18 protein-coding genes are annotated in these 18,545 nt (G+C 65.4%); 14 read left to right on the top strand and 4 right to left on the bottom strand.

What is annotated here, in order from left to right; translation table 11 throughout:
- The first annotated feature begins 39 nt into the window (after positions 1-39).
- The 5 genes from G9E11_RS16205 (at position 40) to G9E11_RS16185 (ending at position 5,171) form a co-directional block, all read left to right on the top strand.
- On the top strand, positions 40-468 hold the full coding sequence (locus G9E11_RS16205; RefSeq protein WP_102973233.1) for an acyl-CoA thioesterase: 429 nt from the start codon (positions 40-42) through the stop codon (positions 466-468).
- A gap of 2 nt (positions 469-470) precedes the next feature.
- On the top strand, positions 471-755 hold the full coding sequence (locus G9E11_RS16200; protein WP_311764392.1) for a hypothetical protein: 285 nt from the start codon (positions 471-473) through the stop codon (positions 753-755).
- A 57-nt stretch (positions 756-812) separates the two neighbouring features.
- Entirely contained in the window at positions 813-3,044 is a 2,232-nt protein-coding gene (locus G9E11_RS16195; protein ID WP_190607557.1) for an McrB family protein, read from the top strand.
- Between the two features lie 109 nt (positions 3,045-3,153).
- Positions 3,154-4,350, top strand: a complete 1,197-nt coding sequence (locus tag G9E11_RS16190) for a 5-methylcytosine restriction system specificity protein McrC (protein WP_190608375.1) — start codon at positions 3,154-3,156, stop codon at positions 4,348-4,350.
- Positions 4,351-4,622: 272 nt separating this feature from the next.
- Complete coding sequence (locus G9E11_RS16185) at positions 4,623-5,171, top strand: TetR/AcrR family transcriptional regulator (protein WP_190608373.1); 549 nt, start codon at positions 4,623-4,625, stop codon at positions 5,169-5,171.
- 9 nt (positions 5,172-5,180) lie between these two features.
- Here G9E11_RS16185 and G9E11_RS16180 read toward each other — a convergent pair whose 3' ends face one another.
- Positions 5,181-6,872, bottom strand: a complete 1,692-nt coding sequence (locus G9E11_RS16180; protein ID WP_190607555.1) for a sensor histidine kinase — start codon at positions 6,870-6,872, stop codon at positions 5,181-5,183.
- Between the two features lie 101 nt (positions 6,873-6,973).
- On the opposite strand from G9E11_RS16180, the gene G9E11_RS16175 reads away from it, so the two are divergent.
- Entirely contained in the window at positions 6,974-7,729 is a 756-nt protein-coding gene (locus G9E11_RS16175; RefSeq protein ID WP_190607553.1) for a response regulator transcription factor, read from the top strand.
- Between the two features lie 18 nt (positions 7,730-7,747).
- On the opposite strand, the gene G9E11_RS16170 is transcribed toward G9E11_RS16175, so the two are convergent.
- Both G9E11_RS16170 and G9E11_RS16165 read right to left on the bottom strand, forming a co-directional pair.
- Complete coding sequence (locus G9E11_RS16170; protein WP_190607551.1) at positions 7,748-8,173, bottom strand: very short patch repair endonuclease; 426 nt, start codon at positions 8,171-8,173, stop codon at positions 7,748-7,750.
- A gap of 26 nt (positions 8,174-8,199) precedes the next feature.
- Entirely contained in the window at positions 8,200-8,634 is a 435-nt protein-coding gene (locus G9E11_RS16165; RefSeq protein ID WP_190608371.1) for a pyridoxamine 5'-phosphate oxidase family protein, read from the bottom strand.
- A gap of 492 nt (positions 8,635-9,126) precedes the next feature.
- Between G9E11_RS16165 and G9E11_RS16160 the strand changes: the two genes are divergently transcribed.
- A complete protein-coding gene (locus tag G9E11_RS16160) occupies positions 9,127-9,594 on the top strand; it encodes a DUF6318 family protein (protein WP_311764391.1) in 468 nt (155 codons plus the stop codon).
- Positions 9,595-10,085: 491 nt separating this feature from the next.
- A complete protein-coding gene (locus tag G9E11_RS20800; RefSeq protein WP_246468993.1) occupies positions 10,086-10,532 on the top strand; it encodes a PKD domain-containing protein in 447 nt (148 codons plus the stop codon).
- 108 nt (positions 10,533-10,640) lie between these two features.
- On the opposite strand, the gene G9E11_RS16150 is transcribed toward G9E11_RS20800, so the two are convergent.
- On the bottom strand, positions 10,641-11,639 hold the full coding sequence (locus G9E11_RS16150; RefSeq protein WP_190607546.1) for a patatin-like phospholipase family protein: 999 nt from the start codon (positions 11,637-11,639) through the stop codon (positions 10,641-10,643).
- Positions 11,640-11,955: 316 nt separating this feature from the next.
- Between G9E11_RS16150 and G9E11_RS16145 the strand changes: the two genes are divergently transcribed.
- The 6 genes from G9E11_RS16145 to G9E11_RS16120 all read left to right on the top strand — a co-directional run bounded on the left by G9E11_RS16145 (position 11,956) and on the right by G9E11_RS16120 (position 18,486).
- Positions 11,956-13,029, top strand: coding sequence for an alkene reductase (locus tag G9E11_RS16145; protein ID WP_190607544.1), 1,074 nt, complete (start codon positions 11,956-11,958; stop codon positions 13,027-13,029).
- Positions 13,030-13,174: 145 nt separating this feature from the next.
- A complete protein-coding gene (locus G9E11_RS16140) occupies positions 13,175-13,906 on the top strand; it encodes a GntR family transcriptional regulator (RefSeq protein ID WP_190607542.1) in 732 nt (243 codons plus the stop codon).
- 297 nt (positions 13,907-14,203) lie between these two features.
- Positions 14,204-15,199, top strand: coding sequence for a sugar phosphate isomerase/epimerase family protein (locus G9E11_RS16135; RefSeq protein WP_190607539.1), 996 nt, complete (start codon positions 14,204-14,206; stop codon positions 15,197-15,199).
- A 61-nt stretch (positions 15,200-15,260) separates the two neighbouring features.
- Positions 15,261-17,036 (top strand): dihydroxyacetone kinase subunit DhaL, encoded by a 1,776-nt coding sequence (dhaL, locus tag G9E11_RS16130; protein WP_190607537.1) that lies wholly within the window; start codon positions 15,261-15,263, stop codon positions 17,034-17,036.
- Positions 17,033-17,515 carry a ribose-5-phosphate isomerase gene (locus G9E11_RS16125; protein ID WP_003804524.1) on the top strand — a complete coding sequence of 161 codons (483 nt, stop codon included), beginning with the start codon at positions 17,033-17,035 and terminating at the stop codon, positions 17,513-17,515. Before dhaL ends, G9E11_RS16125 begins: the two co-directional genes overlap by 4 nt.
- Positions 17,516-17,517: 2 nt before the next feature.
- Complete coding sequence (locus G9E11_RS16120) at positions 17,518-18,486, top strand: 3-hydroxyacyl-CoA dehydrogenase family protein (RefSeq protein WP_190607534.1); 969 nt, start codon at positions 17,518-17,520, stop codon at positions 18,484-18,486.
- The last annotated feature ends 59 nt before the right edge of the window (positions 18,487-18,545 follow it).

Here is an 18,545-nt window from a genome sequence, read left to right as displayed (position 1 = left end):
GGCCACCCGGACCACCGGCGCATCGAGGTGCTCGTGCCCATGCGCTGGGGTGACATGGACGCCTACGGGCACATCAACAACGTGCAGATCGTCCGCATGCTTGAGGAGGCGCGCATCGCCGCCTTCGGTCCGCCTGCCGGTGCCGGGCTGCCCGGGATAGATCCTCACGTGTCGCTGTTCAACGAGGTTCCCAAGGGGACCATGGCGCTCGTGGTGGACCACCGGATCCGGTACGTGAAGACCCTTGAGTACCGGAACGTTCCTGCGGCGGTCCAGGTTTGGGTCGGCGCCGTCAAGGGTGCGAGTTTCGACATCCACTACCTTGTGCAGGACCCGGTTACTGGCGACGATTGTGTGAAGGCCTCAAGCCACCTGGCCTTTGTCGATGAAGCCACCGGAAGGGTACTGCGGCTGACTCCGGAGCAGAAGCAGCTGCTGGAGCCCTTCATTGAACGCAAGGAGCATTGACCGTGAAAACGAAGCGCGCCGGAACGTGGAATGTGGGAACCAAAAAAGCGGGAGGGAAGAAAAAGTCCTGGAAGGAACTTCCGCCTGTTGCGCGCATCGGCACCATCGGGATTGGAGCCGCGCAGCTCGCCTTCCTGGCCGCGGCCCAGCGGGACCTATCGCGCCGTCCCGCCGAGCAGATCCGCGGCTCCAAGATGTTCTGGCGGCTGGCCACCCTGGTCAACTTCATCGGCCCCGGCTGCTATTTCGCCTTCGGCCGGAAGCGGCTGCCGCCTGTTACCCAGTAGTAGCTTTTGGGTCGGCCATGGTGCTCGCGTTCAGGTTAACCCTGTAAATTTGAAGGCATGACCCCCGCCCCAAAGCCTGCCATGCACCGCGCCCTCGGTATCTCCAAAGAGATCGAAGAGGCCGCGTGGTTCGTGCTCGGCGCCGGGCTGCAGGGCAGGCCGTCGGCGCTGGACGGCCGTACGCAGACGTGGACGGCGGAGGCCGCAGCGGAACTGCTGGCACGGCTTGAGAGAGGAGTCGCGGACGCCAAGGCGCCCATGATGACCAACCTGCGGCATAACCTGGCGGACGCGTCCCCTTCGGCGAAGCAGCTGGCCGTGGAGCTCCTTTTCCTTCAGTCCCTGCCGCTGGCACACGAGGTCAAGTCGCTCAAGGTCAAGCGTGCCCGCGTCGCCGAGGCGGCGTCCTGGCTCGAGCCGCCGCTGGAGCTCCCGCAGGAGCTGTATAAGGGCATGACCGACCACGGCGTCATCCGCGACCGGACTGCCGAGTTCAACTGGACCATCTGGGACCACCTGAAATGGCTCTGCCGGTTCGTCCAGCACGTCGACCGGCAGTCCACCGCCGGCATCAACAAGGCGCTGAAGGATCCGCTGGCGTTCCACCTGCTGGCGGCCGGCACGCCCGAGGACCAGCCGGCCATTCGGCGCAGCATCGAATACCTCGCCTGGCCCAGCTACTTCGAGCCCGTGGTGGCCGACGTCGAACGCCAGGAGATCAGGGACGCCTTCGCCTCCCTCGTCGGCGGGGCCAAAGGGGACAGCGAGGAGGAGGTCACCGCCGACATCCGCCGCATCCGCCTGCACCTGGATGAGCAGGCCGGCCAGCGCATCGACTGGTACGCCCGGCAGCTGGTGAGCCAGTGGCGGAAGGTCGGGGATCCGGGCCGGCGCGCCTGGCTGCTGCGCACCCACCATGACAACGCCGAGCTCCTGGCTGCCTGGCAGGCAGAGGAGAAGGTGACGCTCGACGTCGAACACCTCCGCCTGCTCGACGCCGGCGTTACCGCCGGGCTGGTCCAGCACGCCGTGGACGAGGACTACAAGCATCTCGGCTACGTGGAGCGGGAGGACACCAAAACCGCCGTTTTCGCCTTCCTGACCGTGATGAAGCCGGGCGACTTCGCGCTGTACCAGAACGCAGGAGCCGTCCGGATCGGCGTCGTGCTCGGGGAGCCGGACCACAACGGGGACAACCGGCGGATGCGCCGCAAGGTGCGCTGGTTCGACGAGGCCCACGCCGTGAGCGACCTGCCGCGGCACATCCAGCGCCAGCTGGCCACGCCGGGCATCGTCGTCGACGTCACCCGGGTGGTGCAGGCACTGCAGGCGTTGCTGCCCGCCGAGGCGGAAACCGAGCCCGACGCCGATGACTCACCGGCCACCGTTGCCCTCCCCGTGCTGGGCGGCTTCCGTCCGGTGACACGGGAGTTCGCGGATACCCTCCACATGGAGGTCGAGCCGCTGCAGGAGATCGCCGACCTGCTGGAGGAGAACCGGCAGCTGGTGCTATACGGCCCGCCGGGAACCGGCAAGACCTACCTCGCCAAGCACCTCGCCGCCGAACTGGCGCAGGACAGCACCGACGAGCGGGTGAAGCTCGTCCAGTTCCACCCGTCCTACGCCTACGAGGACTTCTTCGAGGGGTACCGGCCGGACAAGACCGACGAGGGCCAGGTTTCCTTCAAGCTCGTCGCCGGGCCGCTGCGCCGGCTCGCGGAGGAGGCGGCCAAGCCCGGCAACGAGTCGAAGCCGTACTTCCTGATCATCGACGAGATGAACCGTGCCAACCTGGCAAAGGTGTTCGGCGAGCTGTACTTCCTGCTGGAATACCGGGATGACCGGATCTACCTGCAGTACAGCCCCAACGAGCCGTTCACGCTCCCGGACAACCTGTACATCATCGGCACCATGAACACCGCGGACCGCTCCATCGCGATGATGGACGCCGCGATCCGCCGCCGCTTCGCCTTCATCGAACTGCACCCGCAGACCGAGCCGGTGAAGGGGTCGCTGTTGAGGTTCCTGGAGGCCCGGCAGCTGGACACCACGCCGGCGCTGCTGCTCGAGGCGCTCAACCAGGCAATCGACGAATGGGACCGGGACCTCATGATCGGGCCGTCCTACTTCATGAAGAAGGCCGCGCAGACCCCCGCCGGTCTGCGCCGGATCTGGAAGTACGAGCTCATGCCGTTGCTGGAGGAGCACTACCACGGGCAGCTGAACCGGGCCCAGCTGGAGGAGCGCTTCGGGCTGGACCAGCTGCTGGAACGCCTTGCGGCTCGCTAGCCCGGCCGGTTTCGGCGTGACTGCGGGCTCCGCGACGGCGACTGCGGGCTCCGCGCGGCCCGGAACTCGCGGCAGCCGCGGTTCCGCCCAAACACTGCGGCACATCGTTCTGGACGAGCTCTCCGGCGGCACCGTGGAGAGGCTCGACGCCGAAAGCGCCGCCTTCCTGAACTCCAGCGGCCTGGCCAAGGCAACGCCGATGGGCATGGGGCTGTTCCGGATCGAGCCCGTCGGCATGGTGGGGTCCGTGCGCACTCCGCGGGTGCAGCTCGACGTGCGGCCGAAGGACCGGCTCGGGCTGAGCCGCCTGCTCTTTCTGCTGAGCTACGCCGGGGACCAGGGCTTCCGCGACGACACCGTGGCAGCTGACGAGGATGCCGAGCTGTGGAGCGCCCTGGCGGCCTCCCTGGTGCAGCTTGCCGAACGTGCGCTGCAGCGAGGCGTCCTGCAGGGGTACGTCACCGTCGACGAGTCGCTCCGCACCGTCAAGGGCCGCATCCGTATCTCGGACCAGATATCCCGCAGGCCCGGGATGCTTGTGCCGCTGGAAGTGTCCTACGACGAGTTCACCGAGGACATCCCGGAGAACCGCATCCTGCGTGCCGCGCTCGAGCGCATGTCGCGTGTCCCGGGCGTCCGCCCGGAGGTGCTGGGCCGCCTGCGGCAGCTGAAGGGAAAGCTCGACGGCGTCACCCGCCTCCACGCCGGCGCTCCGCTTCCGCCGTGGCGGGCCAGCCGGATGAACCTCCGCTATCACGCGGCACTGAGGCTCTCCGAGGTGATCCTGCGCAATGCTTCCGCGGAGGCGGGGGAGGGCAAGCAGCAGACGGCGTCCTTCGTCGTCGACATGGGCAAGGTCTTCGAGGATTTCGTCGGCGCGGCGCTGCGCCGGGCCATGGCGGCCTTTCCCGGCGAGATGAGGCTGCAGTACAACGCGCTGCTGAACGAGGCGGTCCGGGACTCGGACCGGCTGACAGTGCGCCCGGATGCCGTGCACCTGTTGGGCGGCCGGCCGGTGGTGGTGTACGACGCCCAGTACCGCGCGGGCACCGACCAGGGCGCCTCCCTGTCGGCGGACCATTTCCAGATGCTGGCCTACTGCACGGCACTGCGCGTGCCCACCGCCTGGCTGGTCTACGCGGGGGCGGGCGAGGTCAAGCTGAGGCGGATCCTCAACACCGACATCGACATCGTCGAGTTTCCGCTGGATCTTTCCCGGCCGCCGTCGGAGATCCTGGCAGCGGTCGCCGACCTTGCCGAGCAGTCGTGGGGAGAAGTCGTGCGTCAGGCGAGCCTCGGCCGCTAGTCCTGTGGCTCCCCGTCATCATGACCACTCGACATTCGACTGAATTTGCACTGATGTGTATGAACAATAATCAAGACAGACAGGTCTGTCTTGCAGGTGGGGATAGAATATTCCTAATGGCAGAGGTACCCAGCTCCGAGCCGTGGAGCGCCGGGAGAGATCATTCCGGAGGGCTTCAAACTGGACCGCAGCCGGCCGCCACGCCGGGTGTCCCGCTCACATCGGGAGGCCGGACGTATGGCGAGGAGATTGCGGCGTCCGGTGCTTCCAGAATGCATGAACGGATCGTCAGTGCGGCCTACGACCTCTTCGCCCGCCGTGGCGTCCGGGACGTCGGCATCAATGAACTCATCAGCAGCTCCGGCGTCGCAAAGGCCACCTTCTACCGCCACTTCGCTTCGAAGGACGAGCTCGTGCTGGCGTTCCTCGAGAAACGCGACCAAGTGTGGACCGTCAACGCCATCGTGGGGGAGGCCCGGCGCAGGGCGGAAACCCCCGAACAACAGCTGCTTGCCATTTTCGATGTCTTCTCCGACTGGTTCCACCGCACTGACTTTGAAGCCTGCTCCTTCATCAACGTGCTGCTGGAGATGGGCGCCTCGCATCCGCTGGGACGGGCCAGCATCGACTACCTCGCCAAGATCCGTGGTCACGTGAAGCAGCTCGCGGACGAGGCCGGGCTGCAGCGGACCGACGACTTCTCCCGGTCCTGGCATATCCTCATGAAGGGCTCGATCATCTCCGCCGCGGAGGGCGACCTCGACGCGGCCAGGCGCGCCCGCCGGCTGGCCGGCTGGCTCATCGAGGACCACAGGGCGTAGGCGGGCAGCTCAGTTCTGCACCGGCACCGCAAAGGTAAACGTGGTGCCTTTCCCCACTTCGCTGCGCAGCGAGACCCTGCCCCCGTGGGCTTCCACGATGGCCTTGCTGATGGACAGCCCCAGCCCGACGCCGGGAATCGCGGAATTGCGGACGGCTGCGGACCGAAAAAACTTGGCGAAGACCTCCTCTTGGTCCTGCTGGCTCATCCCTATGCCTGTGTCGCTCACACTGCACGTAATGTGGCCGTCCTCGGAGCGCAGCGACACCACGACGACGCCGCCGTCGGGAGAGTATTTGATGGCGTTCGATACAAGGTTGTCCAGCACCTGCGAGATGCGGGCGGCATCGATGTGGGCCTCCAGCCTCTCCGGGGCGTCGGCGCGCAGCTGGATGCCGGATTCCGCGGCGCGCGGCAGGGCGGCGGTGACGCTGGTGCGCACCAGCTCGGCCACATTCACGGCCTTCGGGGTGACGAGCAGTTGGCCGTTGCGGCTGGAGAGCAGGTCCGAGACCAGCGTGAGCAGCCGCTCCGAGTTCCGCCGGATGATTTCCAGGGGGCCGCGCTGGGAGTCGGTGAGGTCGCCGTCGTCGTCCAACAGAAGCTCGACGTAGCCAAGAATCGAGGTGAGCGGCGTCCGGAACTCGTGGGAGACGTTAGAGACGAAATCGTCCTTGGCAGCGAGGGCATTCACCAGTTCGGTGACGTCGCTGAACACAATGACGGAGCCGGCGAAGCTGCCGTCCTGGTCCTGCATGGGCCTCGCACTAGTGGATACGGCGCGCTGTTCGGCGCCCGCTCCGAGCCACACGAGGTAGTCGGTAAATTCCTCACCGAGAATCGCGCGCCGAACGGGGCGGCGGTCGACGGGGACCAGGGTGGTCCGGTCGGCGGAGAACACCAACAGTTGGGATTCATTGGGATCGTCGATGGTAGGCGGCGAAGCCAGCTGGTGATGCTTGCGCTGCTTGCGGTTCATTAGGATGTCATTGCCCTGCGCGTCGACGGCGAGGACGCCCAAATGCACCGTGTCCAGAACCGTATTTAGTAGCCGTTCCTGGCGCTTGCTTCCGGTCAGCACGCCGCGGAGCTGAGAGTCCTTTTCTTCCAGGCCGCGCTGCTGTTCCTCCAGGTCCTGCTGCTGCCGGACCATGCTGAGGGTCATGACGGACACGGTTACGCCGATGCCCAGCATCATCACCGGCAGCAGGAAGGAGCGCGCGAGGTCCTGGCCGGAGATGGCACCGTGGAGAAACTGCGGGACCCAAATGATGCCCAACGGACCGAAAAAGGATATTGCCACAGCGGCTTTGGGGAACAGCCCGGAGGCACACATCCAGATGACCGGAAAAACGGCCATGAGGCTGAGTCCAGTCAGGCTATCCTGGCCGCCTTCCCTGCCCAGGGAAATCGACACCAGGTCCAAGAGAGGTATCGCCAAGAAAGACGGATACGGCAGCCGGTGCCAAGGCACGGCGTAGCAGAGAATCAGTATTACTGCCTGTGACAGCAGAAAACTGATGAAAAGGGGATTGAGCAGCGTCTCAGGGAAGAACGCCAGAATAAGAAAAGCTGTGATTCCTGCCGTGACGGAAAGCGGCATCTGGCTCAGCAGCACCCTGCCCCGCAGGGAATACTCGTGGAAGGGCCGGCGGAAGAGCGAGATCCGGCTGGAGGGATCCTTCCAGGCGATACTGCTCATGGGCGCGGGTCCATCCGGACGGGGCGTGAGAAACGCATAGGAGCAGGATATCCGCCGGGAGCTATACTGCAGACGGGATGTAGCGGGCTGAGGGGGCTGCGATGGGTGATACACGCGTAGGACTGGTCATCGAGGATGACCATGACATTCGCGAATTGGTACGCGTTGTTCTGACGCAGGCCGGTTTTGACGTGCGCGCCGCAAGCAGCGGAGCCGAGGGCGTACTTGCCGCAAAGGAACTGGACCCGGCGGTCATCACGCTCGACCTCGGGCTGCCGGACATCGACGGCTTCGAAGTCGCCCGGCAGATCCGCCAGTTCTCCGACGCCTACATCGTCATGCTTACAGCCCGCGCAGAAGAGCTGGACACCCTGATCGGCCTTGAGTCGGGCGCGGACGACTACCTCACCAAGCCGTTCCGTCCGCGCGAGCTGCGTGCCCGCGTCGCGGCCATGATGCGGCGTCCGCGTTCGACGCCGGATCTCACCGAAGAGGCTGGCTCACCTTCCGCCGCAGCGAACGAGGGGCGGAAGTACGCCCACAACGGACTGGACCTGAGCTACGATTCCCGGACCGTTGCCGTCGACGGCCAGGAGTTGAGCCTGACCCGCACCGAGTTCGACCTGCTGCATGCCCTGCTCGAGGCGGGCCGCATGGTCCGGACCAAAGCGGACTTGGTGCGCCGCCTGCGGGACGAACCGTACGACGTCGGAAGCTACATCAGCGAGGCGGACGAGCGGTCCGTTGAGGTGCACATGGGCAACCTGCGGAAGAAGCTCGGCGATTCCGCACAGAATCCGCGCTGGCTGCAGACCGTCCGCGGCGTGGGCTACCGCCTGGCTCCGGCCGAGGATTGAACCTAGCCCGGCTCGAGTTCAGCCCGCAGTGAGGAACAGCTCCAGCTGTTTCTCGACGGCGGACATGTCCCTGAGTTCACACTCCCAGACCGTGAGTACCTGCCAGCCGTCGTTTTCGAGCTGATGGCGCTGGCTGGCGTCGCGCTCCCGCGTGCGCGTGCGTTTCGTCTCCCAGAACTCGGCGTTGGCCTTGGGGGCGTGCTGGCCCACCTTGCAGTCGTGGAAGTGCCAGAAGCAGCCGTTGACGAAGATGACCTTGCGCCGGCCGGCGAAGACGAGATCCGGGTTGCCGGGCAGCTTGATGCCGCGCGAGGCGCCGTGCAGGCGGTACCGGTAGCCCTTGGCGTGCAGGAGGCTGCGCACCAGCAGTTCGGGCTTGGTGTTCTTGCCCCGGATCCGGGACATGTTCCAGCTGCGCTGCTCAGGGGTCAGCCGGTCCGCCATATTTCCAGTCTAGGCCGGCAGCCCTGCTAGAAATCGCGCTCCGGCTGATCGCCAAACTTGAAATGTCGGCCGCTCACGGAACCGGGATCGATCTCGACGTAGAAGTCCTTCAACGTAGGTACCCAGGACGCGAGCCCCAACTCCTCAGCCTCGGCAATCTCGGCTGACTTGCTCAGGACACGGGCCGTACCGCGGAGCACCACGGACCACGCCTGGTCCGACATGATGCCGTCCGTCTCGAACAGGACCCTGTCATTGATGGTCACCTGCGCGAGCTTGTTGCCCGGCGCTGTCCGGAAGTACAGCTTCCTCCGGCTGGTCACGTAGTTGACGGGGAAGATATCCGGCTCACCCGCCACAGTGACCACCAGGCGACCGTGCCTGGTGCCCTCCAGAAGCTGCCAGCACTGCTCTTCGTCGAGGACCAGGATGGGATCGCCCTCGGTGTGGTTGAACATCATGAGCTCCATTCTTCTACGCCTTGTAGAAAAACGATAGGGGTATGGGCGGATTTTCCCAGTAATCGGGGTAGTGCGCCACGGCTGGTCTGGCCCGGTGGTTGTTCTCGAAGCCCCGCTTGTTGAGCTCGTGTCCCGCTGGTTGAGCTTGTCGAAACCCCTGTTCGTCGACCCCAGAACGGGGCCGAAGAACCTGTGGATAACTTTGAGCCGAAAAGTGTGACCTCAGTTACCCTTTAACCATTGTTCGGACACAGATGTCTTGAAACCTTCCGGGGGGATTAGCGCATGACTTCTCGTACCTGCAGTTTTGAACGCCTCCGTCTGCCTCTAATTTGCGCCCTAGCCGTGTCCGTCATTGCGCTTAGCGGCTGCAGCGGCGATGGGGAACCCCAGGCCGGTCCTACCGCTACGGCCGTGGCGTCGCCAGCCCAGTCTGCGTCCGGCGCGGCATCTGCCACGCCTAGTGCCATTCCGACGCCCAAACCCACGCCGGTGTACAAGCCTGCCGACGCCAAGGGGAGAGCGCAGAACGTCCCCGTGCCGGTCAAGCCAGCCTTGGCGGATAAGAACACGAAAGAAGGGCTGGAGGCGTTTACAAAGTACTGGTTTCAGGCCCTCTCCTACGCCTATGAGACTGGCAATACCAACTTGATGGAAGCTGGAAGCGGTTCCAACTGCCGGTTTTGCAATGGACTCCGGGACAACATCAAAAACGCCTGGCAAGGTAAACAGTGGATCGCCGGTGGGAAAATACAGACTCCGTCGGTGAGTGGCCTATACAAAAAAGGGGCAGCATCGCAGCAGGCGACAGTGCAAGTCATTCAACAGGAGATCACCATCTACAAAGCCGACGGGACGCCCTTCCCTGACGTGACCAAGCAAACGAATACCGGTTCGCAGGCCGTGGTTAGATTCGATTCGTCGGGTTGGGCCGTGATAGACCTCGGTCTAATTCGCTGATCATGGGGCGCGTGAGGCGGAACTGTCTGGCTATGTCGCTGTCACTCGTGGCTCTGACCATTCACGCGGGCGTAGCTTACGCTCACGGAACTCCGATTGTCGGTTTTGAAGACACTGGCATCGACGTAAACGCGACCGACTGGATCCGCGACGAGAATACGGGGGAGATAGTTCCCGCCCCGCCAGGCCACGTCAATGAAGACCCGAACCAATACAACGCCTTTCCGCAGTGCCAGGTGGATGACGGCAACCTAGCTATTGATTGCCTGGCAAACCAGCGCGTGTGTCCCCCGCGAGCCGATGGTAAACCTGGCGTTCCCGTGGTTTGGAAGGTGGCGCCTAGGTCGGTAGAGAATCCTACCTGGACGGACTGGCAAGGGAATGGCGGAGGCCCCACGTGCCTCTACGACAGAAGTCCCGAAGACCTTCTGCCTCGAATCGCGGCTCGCATTCAAAGAGAATTCGATAGGCTGCCCGTCATCCCGGGAACATTGACCGCGCAGCCCAACCCGCATACTCTCCGTGGCGCCGACACCAACTTCTACGCCAAAGCCACAGACCAACTATTCGACATCACCATCCTGGCCCAGAAGGTTCACATCACCGCCAAGCCTGTCCAGTACCGCTGGGACTACGGCGACGGGACATCGCTCGGCCCCACCACCACCACGGGCGGCCCGCTCCCGCAGGACCGCTGGGGTGAGAAGACCCGGACCAGCCACGCGTACGCAGCGACCGGCGACTTCAACGTCGTCCTCACTACGTACTTCCAGGGAACCTACTCCGTAAACGGCGGGCCGGCTCTTCCCATCCCCAACCAGGGCCAGTTCAGCTCTCCAGCACAGACGATCAGCGTTTGGCGCTCGATAACGCGAAATTATGCGGACGACTGTCTGACCAATCCTCGGGGTGAGGGCTGCCCGGGTTCGGCTGGATGAAGGGACGGTGACAGATTCAATTTCGCGTCCCCTCCTCAGAGCGGACGTTCTGGCGACCCGTACGACCGGCGGGCGTCACGCCTGCCGCGTCGACTGATTTCGAAAGCGTCAGTGCCAGAATTTGGTGAGCTGTTCGGCAAGGGCTCTGCCCTGATCGTAACCAGCTCGAGCAGCGGGCGGACGCAGCGACAGATTCATCGCATTAGCGCCGAACATGTGCTCGGAGTTGCTATCGGGGAAGATCGTTTCGACTCTGCTCCCGCGTGCCCGTAGCTCGTCGACCTGGGTCGCGAGATGCATTCCCCAGTCCACCGGCGTCCGTGATCTGCCAGCGAATGGCGAGAGCACCAGCACCCGCGAGTAACCGGCTGCCAGATCGGCATTGTCGGCGTTGGATCGGTAGCCGCCGTCGATGTAGCGGCTCTCGCCGATCCTGTAGGCGAAGCCACTGGCACAGCTGGCGGCTATGGCGTCTACCAGGTCGACCCCGCTATCGCGGTCGAACACCACAGGTTCACCGGTTAGGGCATCTACGGCCGTGATGAGCATCCGTCGTTGCGGCCAAAGCTGACTGGGAACCCGAGCGGCGACGGTAGCGCGCCACCGTGTTTGCCCGGAACCGTCCGACGCCGCATCCATTTCCAGTGCCGCCGCGCCCATTCTGCGGCGCATGTCGGCCGCATCCTCAGCGGCGGCTATGATCGCGCCCGTTCTCTCCATATGGTCGGTCACCGGCCTGACCGGAACGCGTCCACCGTCGGATCCGACCGGACGGGCCTGTTGCTGGGGTGCCGCGGCAAGGATCGCGGCAAGCAGCTCGATAGGGGTCGCGCCAGATATCTGGGCTGCGGCCGTCGATCCGGCCGAAGTCCCGATGACCAGATCAGCGTCGGTCACGTCCAGCTCCGCTTCGAATAGGCCGGCAATGACGCCAATTAACCACGCGTTGCCTGTCGATCCGCCGCCACCCAGGACCAAAGCTCGCTCGCCGGCGGCGTGCACCCGCTTTGTGGCGTCGACCTGCGGCTGATCCTGGTCGGACTTCGGCCGGGCGGAGGCCGTCGTCGAGGTTGTGTGCAGAGTAGTTGAAGAAGGTGTTGTGTTCATGGGAGTCGCCTTTCGCGAATTGCCTGATAAGGCGCTCCCGGTGGCGACTAGCTCAGCCGCGCGATCGTGGACTGCAGGGGAGCACCCGTTGCGGATACTGCGTTCATGGGTCTCACCTCCTGCCGATAGATCACGATCACGGGAATGATCGCACACCAGCGTCGTGGTGCGCAATGGGCATAAGCCAGCTGCCGTAACGCTGTCGAACGCGCCACCGCCCGCAGCCTGAACTGGTGAACTCCGCCACACCCGGAATAGTTGCACGCGCTAGGCAGTTACTGCTGGTGAACCTGATGCATTCTGAAAGGAACTCCGCATGCTGTTTTCCCCGCTGACTCTCGGCGAGCTCGAACTTCCCAACCGCCTCGTCATGGCACCGCTGACGCGTGTCCGTACCGGCCTGGAGGGTGTCCCCGGCCCGCTCGTGGTGGAGCACTACCGCCAGCGTGCATCGCTCGGCCTGATCGTCAGCGAGGGAATTTTCCCCAGCCCGGCTGGCCGCTCCTACCCTGGGCAGCCCGGGCTGGCGACCCCCGAGCAGATTGCAGGCTGGAAGAAGGTCACCGATGCGGTCCACGCCGAAGGCGGCCGGATTTTCGCCCAGATCATGCACGGCGGGCGCGTCTCGCACGAGGACATCAACGGTGGCCACCGCGTCGTGGCCCCCAGCGCCATCGCCGTCGAAGGTGAGACGCGGACCTACAACGGCAAGCAGTCGCACCCGGTGCCGCACGAGCTCTCCACCGACGAGCTGCCCATCGTCCGCGAGGAAATCGTCACCGCGTCGCGCAACGCGATTGAGGCAGGGTTCGACGGCGTTGAGCTGCACTCCGCCAACGGTTACCTTCTCCACGAGTTCCTGGCGCCGAACACCAACGTCCGCACCGACAGCTACGGCGGCTCGCCCGAGAACCGCGCCCGTTTCGTCATTGAGACTGTGAACGCTGTCGTGGAGGCGCTGGGTGCCAATCGCGTCGGCATCCGGATCTCGCCCGAACACAACGTCCAGGGCATCGAAGAGACCGATGCCGCCGACGTCCGGGCAACCTACGATGTGCTGGTCAACTCCATCGCCCCACTGGATCTGGCCTACCTGAGCATCCTGCACGCCGACCCGACCGGCGACCTGGTCCAGGACCTGCGGTCACGCTTCAACGGCACGTTCCTGGTCAACACCGGCTTTGGCGTCGTCACCACCCGCGAGGAAGCACTGTCTCTGGTTGCAGACGGGCACGCGGACGCCGTCGTGGTGGGCCGGCCCGCCATCGCCAACCCGGACCTCGCCCGCCGCTGGCGCGAGGGCCTGCCGCTGAACGAGCCGGACCCGTCCACGTTCTACGGCGAGGGCGCCAAGGGCTACACCGACTACCCGGTGTACCAGCCCGCCTAGCCCTGGCAAGCTCCGTCCTGAGCCTCGTTAGTAACCACTGGAACCGCCCGCTCGCCGGGCGGTTCCAGTGGTTTTAATTGCGCCGAAGGGTCATTTGCGGGACTAGCTTGCGGTCTTCCCTGAGGCGTCCCTATAGGATCTGAACATGCAAAAAGCGTCCAACGGCACCCGCGCCAGGAACCGGCCCGAGGATCAGCTCGGGCGCAAGGAGGGCCGGACCGTCAGCCGCCAGGTCCTGGCCGACCACGTGTACGAGGAGCTGCTGGCCTCGCTCATGGACGGCAGGCTGGAACCCGGTACCGCCGTCAGCATTGACGGAACTGCCCGCGAACTGGACGTTTCCCCGACCCCCGTCCGCGAGGCGCTGGCTCGCCTGGAACACACCGGAATGGTCCGCAGGGTGGCACTCAAGGGCTACCGTGTGGCCCCTGTGTTCACCCGCGAGGACTTCGCCGATCTCATGGAGGCCCGCCTCGCGATCGAGCCGGTCAACGCCCGCCTGGCCTGCACGCGCCTGAACCCGCACCGCCTCGCCGAGCTTGAACAGACAGTCGCCGATCTCAAGTCCGCGCCGCGCGGCCCGTCGTTTGCCGAGTACAAGGACTACCTCGAGGCCGACGAGCGCTTTCACCAGCTGATTGCCCAGCAGACGGACAACCAGTTCTTGGTTGGCGCGTACGCTGCACTCGGCGGACAGGTCCAGCGTTTCCGGCTTTTCGGGGGAGTGGGGATCACCGACGCCGAGAATGCGATCGCGGAGCACCAGTCCGTCCTGGATGCACTGTCCGGCGGCGATCCTGAGAAGGCCGGAGCCGCCATGGCCGCCCACATTCAGAAGGTCCGCGAACGCGCCATGGCGGACGCCCCGGAGGAGTAGCAGCGCGCCGCCGTGTGCGGAGTCGCCAACCCGTGCCTCAGCACCCCAACTAAGTAGCAGCAGAGGGCGTTCCCAGCGTTGGGAACGCCCTCTGCTGCTACTTAGTTGGGGGAGGCGTAGCGTGGAAGATGCACCGACCTGATGCCTCGGAGCGTGACGCCCTTCACACGTGGGACGCACCCCTATAGGATCTTCGATGGCCGGGAGTCGCGCCTCGCGCCCAGGAATGTGACCTTGACAACTCCATCCGAATAGTAGATCCTATAGGAAACAGGATTCCACAAGGGAGTGAACACTATGGCTTACACCGCCGACAACTGGCCCATCACCGCGGCCCTGCTGCAGTTTCCGGGCGTCGACGCCCAGGGCATCCACATCAACGACGCCGACGCCTCCGCTTGGGCCGAGGTGTTCACCGAGGTCAAGGAAGCAGGTTTTGCCAACGCCGACCTCACCGACAGCTGGGTCCGTCCCGGGGACTTGAGCAAGGAGCGCCTCGCCGAATTCAAGCAGACGGCTGACAGCGTCGGCATCGGGATTCCGGTCATCTCCGCCATTCGCCGGAGCATCATCGAGGAGGGCAAGTGGGAGGACAACCTGGCCTACAGCCACCGCACCATCGACGCCGCTGCTGAGCTCGGCTGCGAAGTGGTTTCCTTCGGCCTGCATCAGGCAATCACCCCGGAACAGCAGAAGCACCTCTGGTTCTGGACCGTCGAAGGCTACAAGGATCCGGCAGGGGACAAGGAAGCCTGGAACAACGCCGTGGCCCGTTTCCAGGAACTTGGCCGGCACGCCGCAGAAGTGGGCGTCCTGCTCTCCCTCGAGATGTACGAGGACACTTACATCGGCACCGCGGATTCCTCCGTGCAGTTCGTCCAGGACATCGGCCTGTCCAACGTCGGCCTCAACCCCGACCTCGGCAACCTGATCCGCCTGCACCGGCCCATCGAGGACTGGCGGGAAATGGTGGCCAAAACCCTGCCGTACTCCAACTACTGGCACATGAAGAACTACATCCGCGACGAGGACGTGGCCCGCGACATGTACGTCGCCATGCCTGCCCCGATGGAAAGCGGCCTCATTAACTACCGCGAGGCCTTCAAGGTCGCCCTCTCCGTGGGCTTCCAGGGCATCCTGTGCACCGAGCACTACGGCGGCGACGGCCTCTCCGTAACGGCCAGCAACCAGGACTACCTGCGCCGCCACGTGCTGCCCAAGAAGGAAGGCTACGCCCTCGGCCAGAGCCAGGTCGCGCAGGGGCGGCAGCAGCCCGCCGCCGTCGCACACTAGGGACGCCAGCCCCGAGTAACCCAGCAGAACTGTTCACCCAACCAGGATTCAATGAGGAACCATGACTCAGATCTTCGACAATCCCGCTGATTTCGCAGATGAGGCGCTGGACGGCTTCGTCGCCGCCAACCGCGGGTACGTTGCCCGCGTCGACGGCGGCGTGGTCCGCTCCACCGAGATCCCCGCAGGCCAAGTGTCGCTCGTGGTGGGCGGCGGCTCCGGCCACTACCCGGCCTTCGCCGGCCTGGTCGGACCGGGACTGGCCGCAGGGTCCGCATGCGGCAACATGTTCGCCTCGCCCGCCGCCGGGCAGGTCTACCGCGTGGCCAAGGCCGCGAACGCGGGCGGCGGCGTGCTGCTGAGCTACGGCAACTACGCCGGCGACGTGCTGCACTTCGGCCAGGCGCAGCTCCGGCTCAACGCCGAGGGCATCGAGACGCGCACCGTGCTGGTCACGGACGACATTGCCAGCGCCCCGCTGGACCAGATCGAGAAGCGCCGCGGCATCGCCGGCGACCTGACGGTCTTCAAGATCGCCGGCGCAGCGGCCGAAGCGGGCTTGAGCCTGGACGAGGTGGAGCGCCTCGCCATCAAAACAAACCACCGCACGCGCTCACTGGGCGTGGCGTTCGACGGCTGCACCCTGCCCGGCGCGTCCGAGCCGCTGTTCCACGTTCCGGCCGGGCAGATGTCGCTGGGCCTGGGCATCCACGGCGAACCGGGCATCTCCGAGCACCCCATGCCCACCGCGTCGGAACTCGCCGAGCTGCTGGTGTCGCGACTGCTTGAGGACAAGCCCGACGACGCCGGCAGCCGTGTGGTGGCCATCGTCAACGGCCTGGGAACGGTCAAGTACGACGAGCTGTTCCTCCTCTTCGGCAAGGTCGAAAAGCTCCTCAACGCCGCCAACCTGACCGTCGTGGAACCGGAATGCGGCGAACTGGTCACCAGCCTGGACATGTCCGGCCTCTCGCTCACGCTGCTGTGGCTCGACGACGAACTCGAGCAATTCTGGGCCGCGCCCGCGGACACGCCGGCCTACCGCAAGGGCAACACCGCGCCGCGCGCCCGCCGCGAACTCTCCGGCGCCGAAGATACGGCCGCCGAGGACACCGAAAACGCAACCGCTGCGTCCGCCAACCTGGGCCGGCTGGCAGCCGCCGTCCTCGCCCAGGTGCGGGACGTCGTCGTCGAACATGAAGCCGAACTTGGCGACCTGGACGCGATTGCCGGCGACGGCGACCACGGCATCGGCATGCGCCGCGGCGTGGATGCCGCTGCTGCGGCAGGCGAGCAGAACGCGGCAGCCGGCGCCTCGGCTGAACGCGTACTCACCGCCGCAGGCGAGGCCTGGAGCGAGCGCGCCGGCGGAACCTCGGGCGCGCTGTGGGGAACCGCAGTGATGGCCGCCGGACTCGCACTGGGCAACCGCGATTCGTACGCCGGCGGGGACGCAACCGCCGCCCTGTCCGCCTTCACGAACGCCATCACCGAACTCGGCAAGGCAGAGCCGGGGGACAAGACCATGGTGGACGCCCTCCTGCCGTTCCGGGACGCGTTCACAGAAGCGTTCGACGGCGGGGCCTCCCTGGGAGATGCCCTCACCACCGCCGCTTCCGCGGCGAACGAAGCAGCCCGGCAGACCGCGGACCTGCGCCCGCTCAAGGGCCGCGCCCGCCCGCTGGCGGAAAAGAGCCTCGGCCACCCGGATCCCGGCGCAGTCTCGTTCGGACTGATTGCCGAGCGCGTGGCCGCCTACCTCGCATCTGATGCAGTCGATTCCACACCGGCCGCGTCCCACATGGCCTCGACGGCCGGAAAAGGAGCAACGGAATGAGCAACACAGAAGGCTGGCGCATTGTCATCGGCAACGATGAGGCCGGCGTCGAATACAAGGAAGCACTGAAGGCCCTGCTGGAGGCGGACCCCCGCGTTGCCTCCGTCGAGGACATTGGCGTCGCGGCGAACGACTCCACCGCATATCCGCACCTGGCCGTCGCAGCCGCCCGCAAGGTGGCCGAAGGCGAAGCGGACCGCGCACTCCTGATCTGCGGCACCGGCCTCGGCGTGGCCATCGCCGCCAACAAGGTCCCCGGCATCCGCGCCGTCACCGCGCACGACAGCTACTCCGTGGAACGCTCCGTCCTCAGCAACAACGCCCAGGTCCTCACCATGGGCCAGCGCGTCATCGGACTGGAACTCGCCAAGAAGCTCGTGGGCGAATGGCTGGAGCACCGCTTCGACGAGAACTCCTCCTCCGCCGCCAAGGTGGACGCCATCTGCTCGTACGAACCCGACTACACGAAGGCCGACTGAACATGACCGAAACACCCACCAGCTCACGCAAGTTCGCCGTCGTCGGATCCGGCTACATGGGCGGCGGCATCGCCCAGGTCCTCGCCCTCGGCGGTGCCCGCGTTGCCCTCGCCGACGTGTCCGCCGAGGTGGCGCAGAAGAACTACGAGCGCCTGCTCACCGAGTCCGACCAGTTCGTGGCCGACGGTCTGTTCCCAGAAGGATCCACTGAGATCCTGAAGCAGAACCTCTGGGCCGCGAAGGACATCGAGGAAGCCGTGGCCGACGCCGACTTCATCGAGGAGGCCGTGCCCGAGATCATCGCCATCAAGCACGAGACCCTGGCCCGCATCAGCGCCGCGGCCCGGCCAGACGCCATCATCGGCTCCAACACCTCCACGATCTCGATCGCGGAGCTGTCGCAGCCCGTGGCCAACCCGGAGCGTTTCCTCGGCGTGCACTTCTCCAACCCGTCGCCGTTCATCCCCGGCGTCGAGATCATCCCGCACGAAGGCACGTCCACCGAGACGGTGTCCGCCGTCCGCGACCTGGTCCACTCCGCCAACAAGCAGACGGCCGTGGTCAAGGACGTCACCGGCTTTGTGCTGAACCGCCTGCAGTACGCGCTCTTCCACGAGGCAGCACAGCTGGTGGAGCAGGGCATCGCCACGGCGGAGGACGTGGACACGCTGGTCCGCACTACCTTCGGCTTCCGGCTGCCGTTCTTCGGCCCCTTCGCCATCGCCGACATGGCCGGCCTGGACGTCTACAACTTCTGCTACAAGTCGCTGCAGACTGATTTCCCTGAACGCTTCGCCACCCCGAAGATCCTCACGGACCTCGTGGAGGCGGGCAAGCTGGGCACCAAGACCGGTGCGGGCTTCCTGAACGTCCCGGCCGAGCGTACGCCCGAGCTGATCGCCTACCGCAACAAGGCCTACGTCGCCATGCAGAAGCTCATCGAGGAACTCGGCCCGGCGCCGATCAACTAAAGCCGCCGATCAACTAAGGGCGCCGGTCAACTAGCGCCATTCAACTAAGCACCACGGCA

The organism is Arthrobacter ipis (assembly GCF_014694315.1).
In the GTDB taxonomy this organism is placed as follows: domain Bacteria; phylum Actinomycetota; class Actinomycetes; order Actinomycetales; family Micrococcaceae; genus Arthrobacter; species Arthrobacter ipis.
This window is presented reverse-complemented; position numbering and strand designations above follow the sequence as displayed.

What these genes read in the sequence shown, in the direction of transcription:
- G9E11_RS16205 (WP_102973233.1), top strand. Translation starts at nt 40, where the DNA reads ATGCGCTGGGGTGACATGGACGCCTACGGGCACATCAACAACGTGCAG.
- G9E11_RS16195 (WP_190607557.1), top strand. Translation starts at nt 813, where the DNA reads ATGACCCCCGCCCCAAAGCCTGCCATGCACCGCGCCCTCGGTATCTCC.
- G9E11_RS16185 (WP_190608373.1), top strand. Translation starts at nt 4,623, where the DNA reads ATGCATGAACGGATCGTCAGTGCGGCCTACGACCTCTTCGCCCGCCGT.
- G9E11_RS16180 (WP_190607555.1), bottom strand. Translation starts at nt 6,872, where the DNA reads ATGAGCAGTATCGCCTGGAAGGATCCCTCCAGCCGGATCTCGCTCTTC.
- G9E11_RS16175 (WP_190607553.1), top strand. Translation starts at nt 6,974, where the DNA reads ATGGGTGATACACGCGTAGGACTGGTCATCGAGGATGACCATGACATT.
- G9E11_RS16170 (WP_190607551.1), bottom strand. Translation starts at nt 8,173, where the DNA reads ATGGCGGACCGGCTGACCCCTGAGCAGCGCAGCTGGAACATGTCCCGG.
- G9E11_RS16165 (WP_190608371.1), bottom strand. Translation starts at nt 8,634, where the DNA reads ATGATGTTCAACCACACCGAGGGCGATCCCATCCTGGTCCTCGACGAA.
- G9E11_RS16150 (WP_190607546.1), bottom strand. Translation starts at nt 11,639, where the DNA reads ATGAACACAACACCTTCTTCAACTACTCTGCACACAACCTCGACGACG.
- G9E11_RS16145 (WP_190607544.1), top strand. Translation starts at nt 11,956, where the DNA reads ATGCTGTTTTCCCCGCTGACTCTCGGCGAGCTCGAACTTCCCAACCGC.
- G9E11_RS16140 (WP_190607542.1), top strand. Translation starts at nt 13,175, where the DNA reads ATGCAAAAAGCGTCCAACGGCACCCGCGCCAGGAACCGGCCCGAGGAT.
- G9E11_RS16135 (WP_190607539.1), top strand. Translation starts at nt 14,204, where the DNA reads ATGGCTTACACCGCCGACAACTGGCCCATCACCGCGGCCCTGCTGCAG.
- dhaL (WP_190607537.1), top strand. Translation starts at nt 15,261, where the DNA reads ATGACTCAGATCTTCGACAATCCCGCTGATTTCGCAGATGAGGCGCTG.
- G9E11_RS16125 (WP_003804524.1), top strand. Translation starts at nt 17,033, where the DNA reads ATGAGCAACACAGAAGGCTGGCGCATTGTCATCGGCAACGATGAGGCC.
- G9E11_RS16120 (WP_190607534.1), top strand. Translation starts at nt 17,518, where the DNA reads ATGACCGAAACACCCACCAGCTCACGCAAGTTCGCCGTCGTCGGATCC.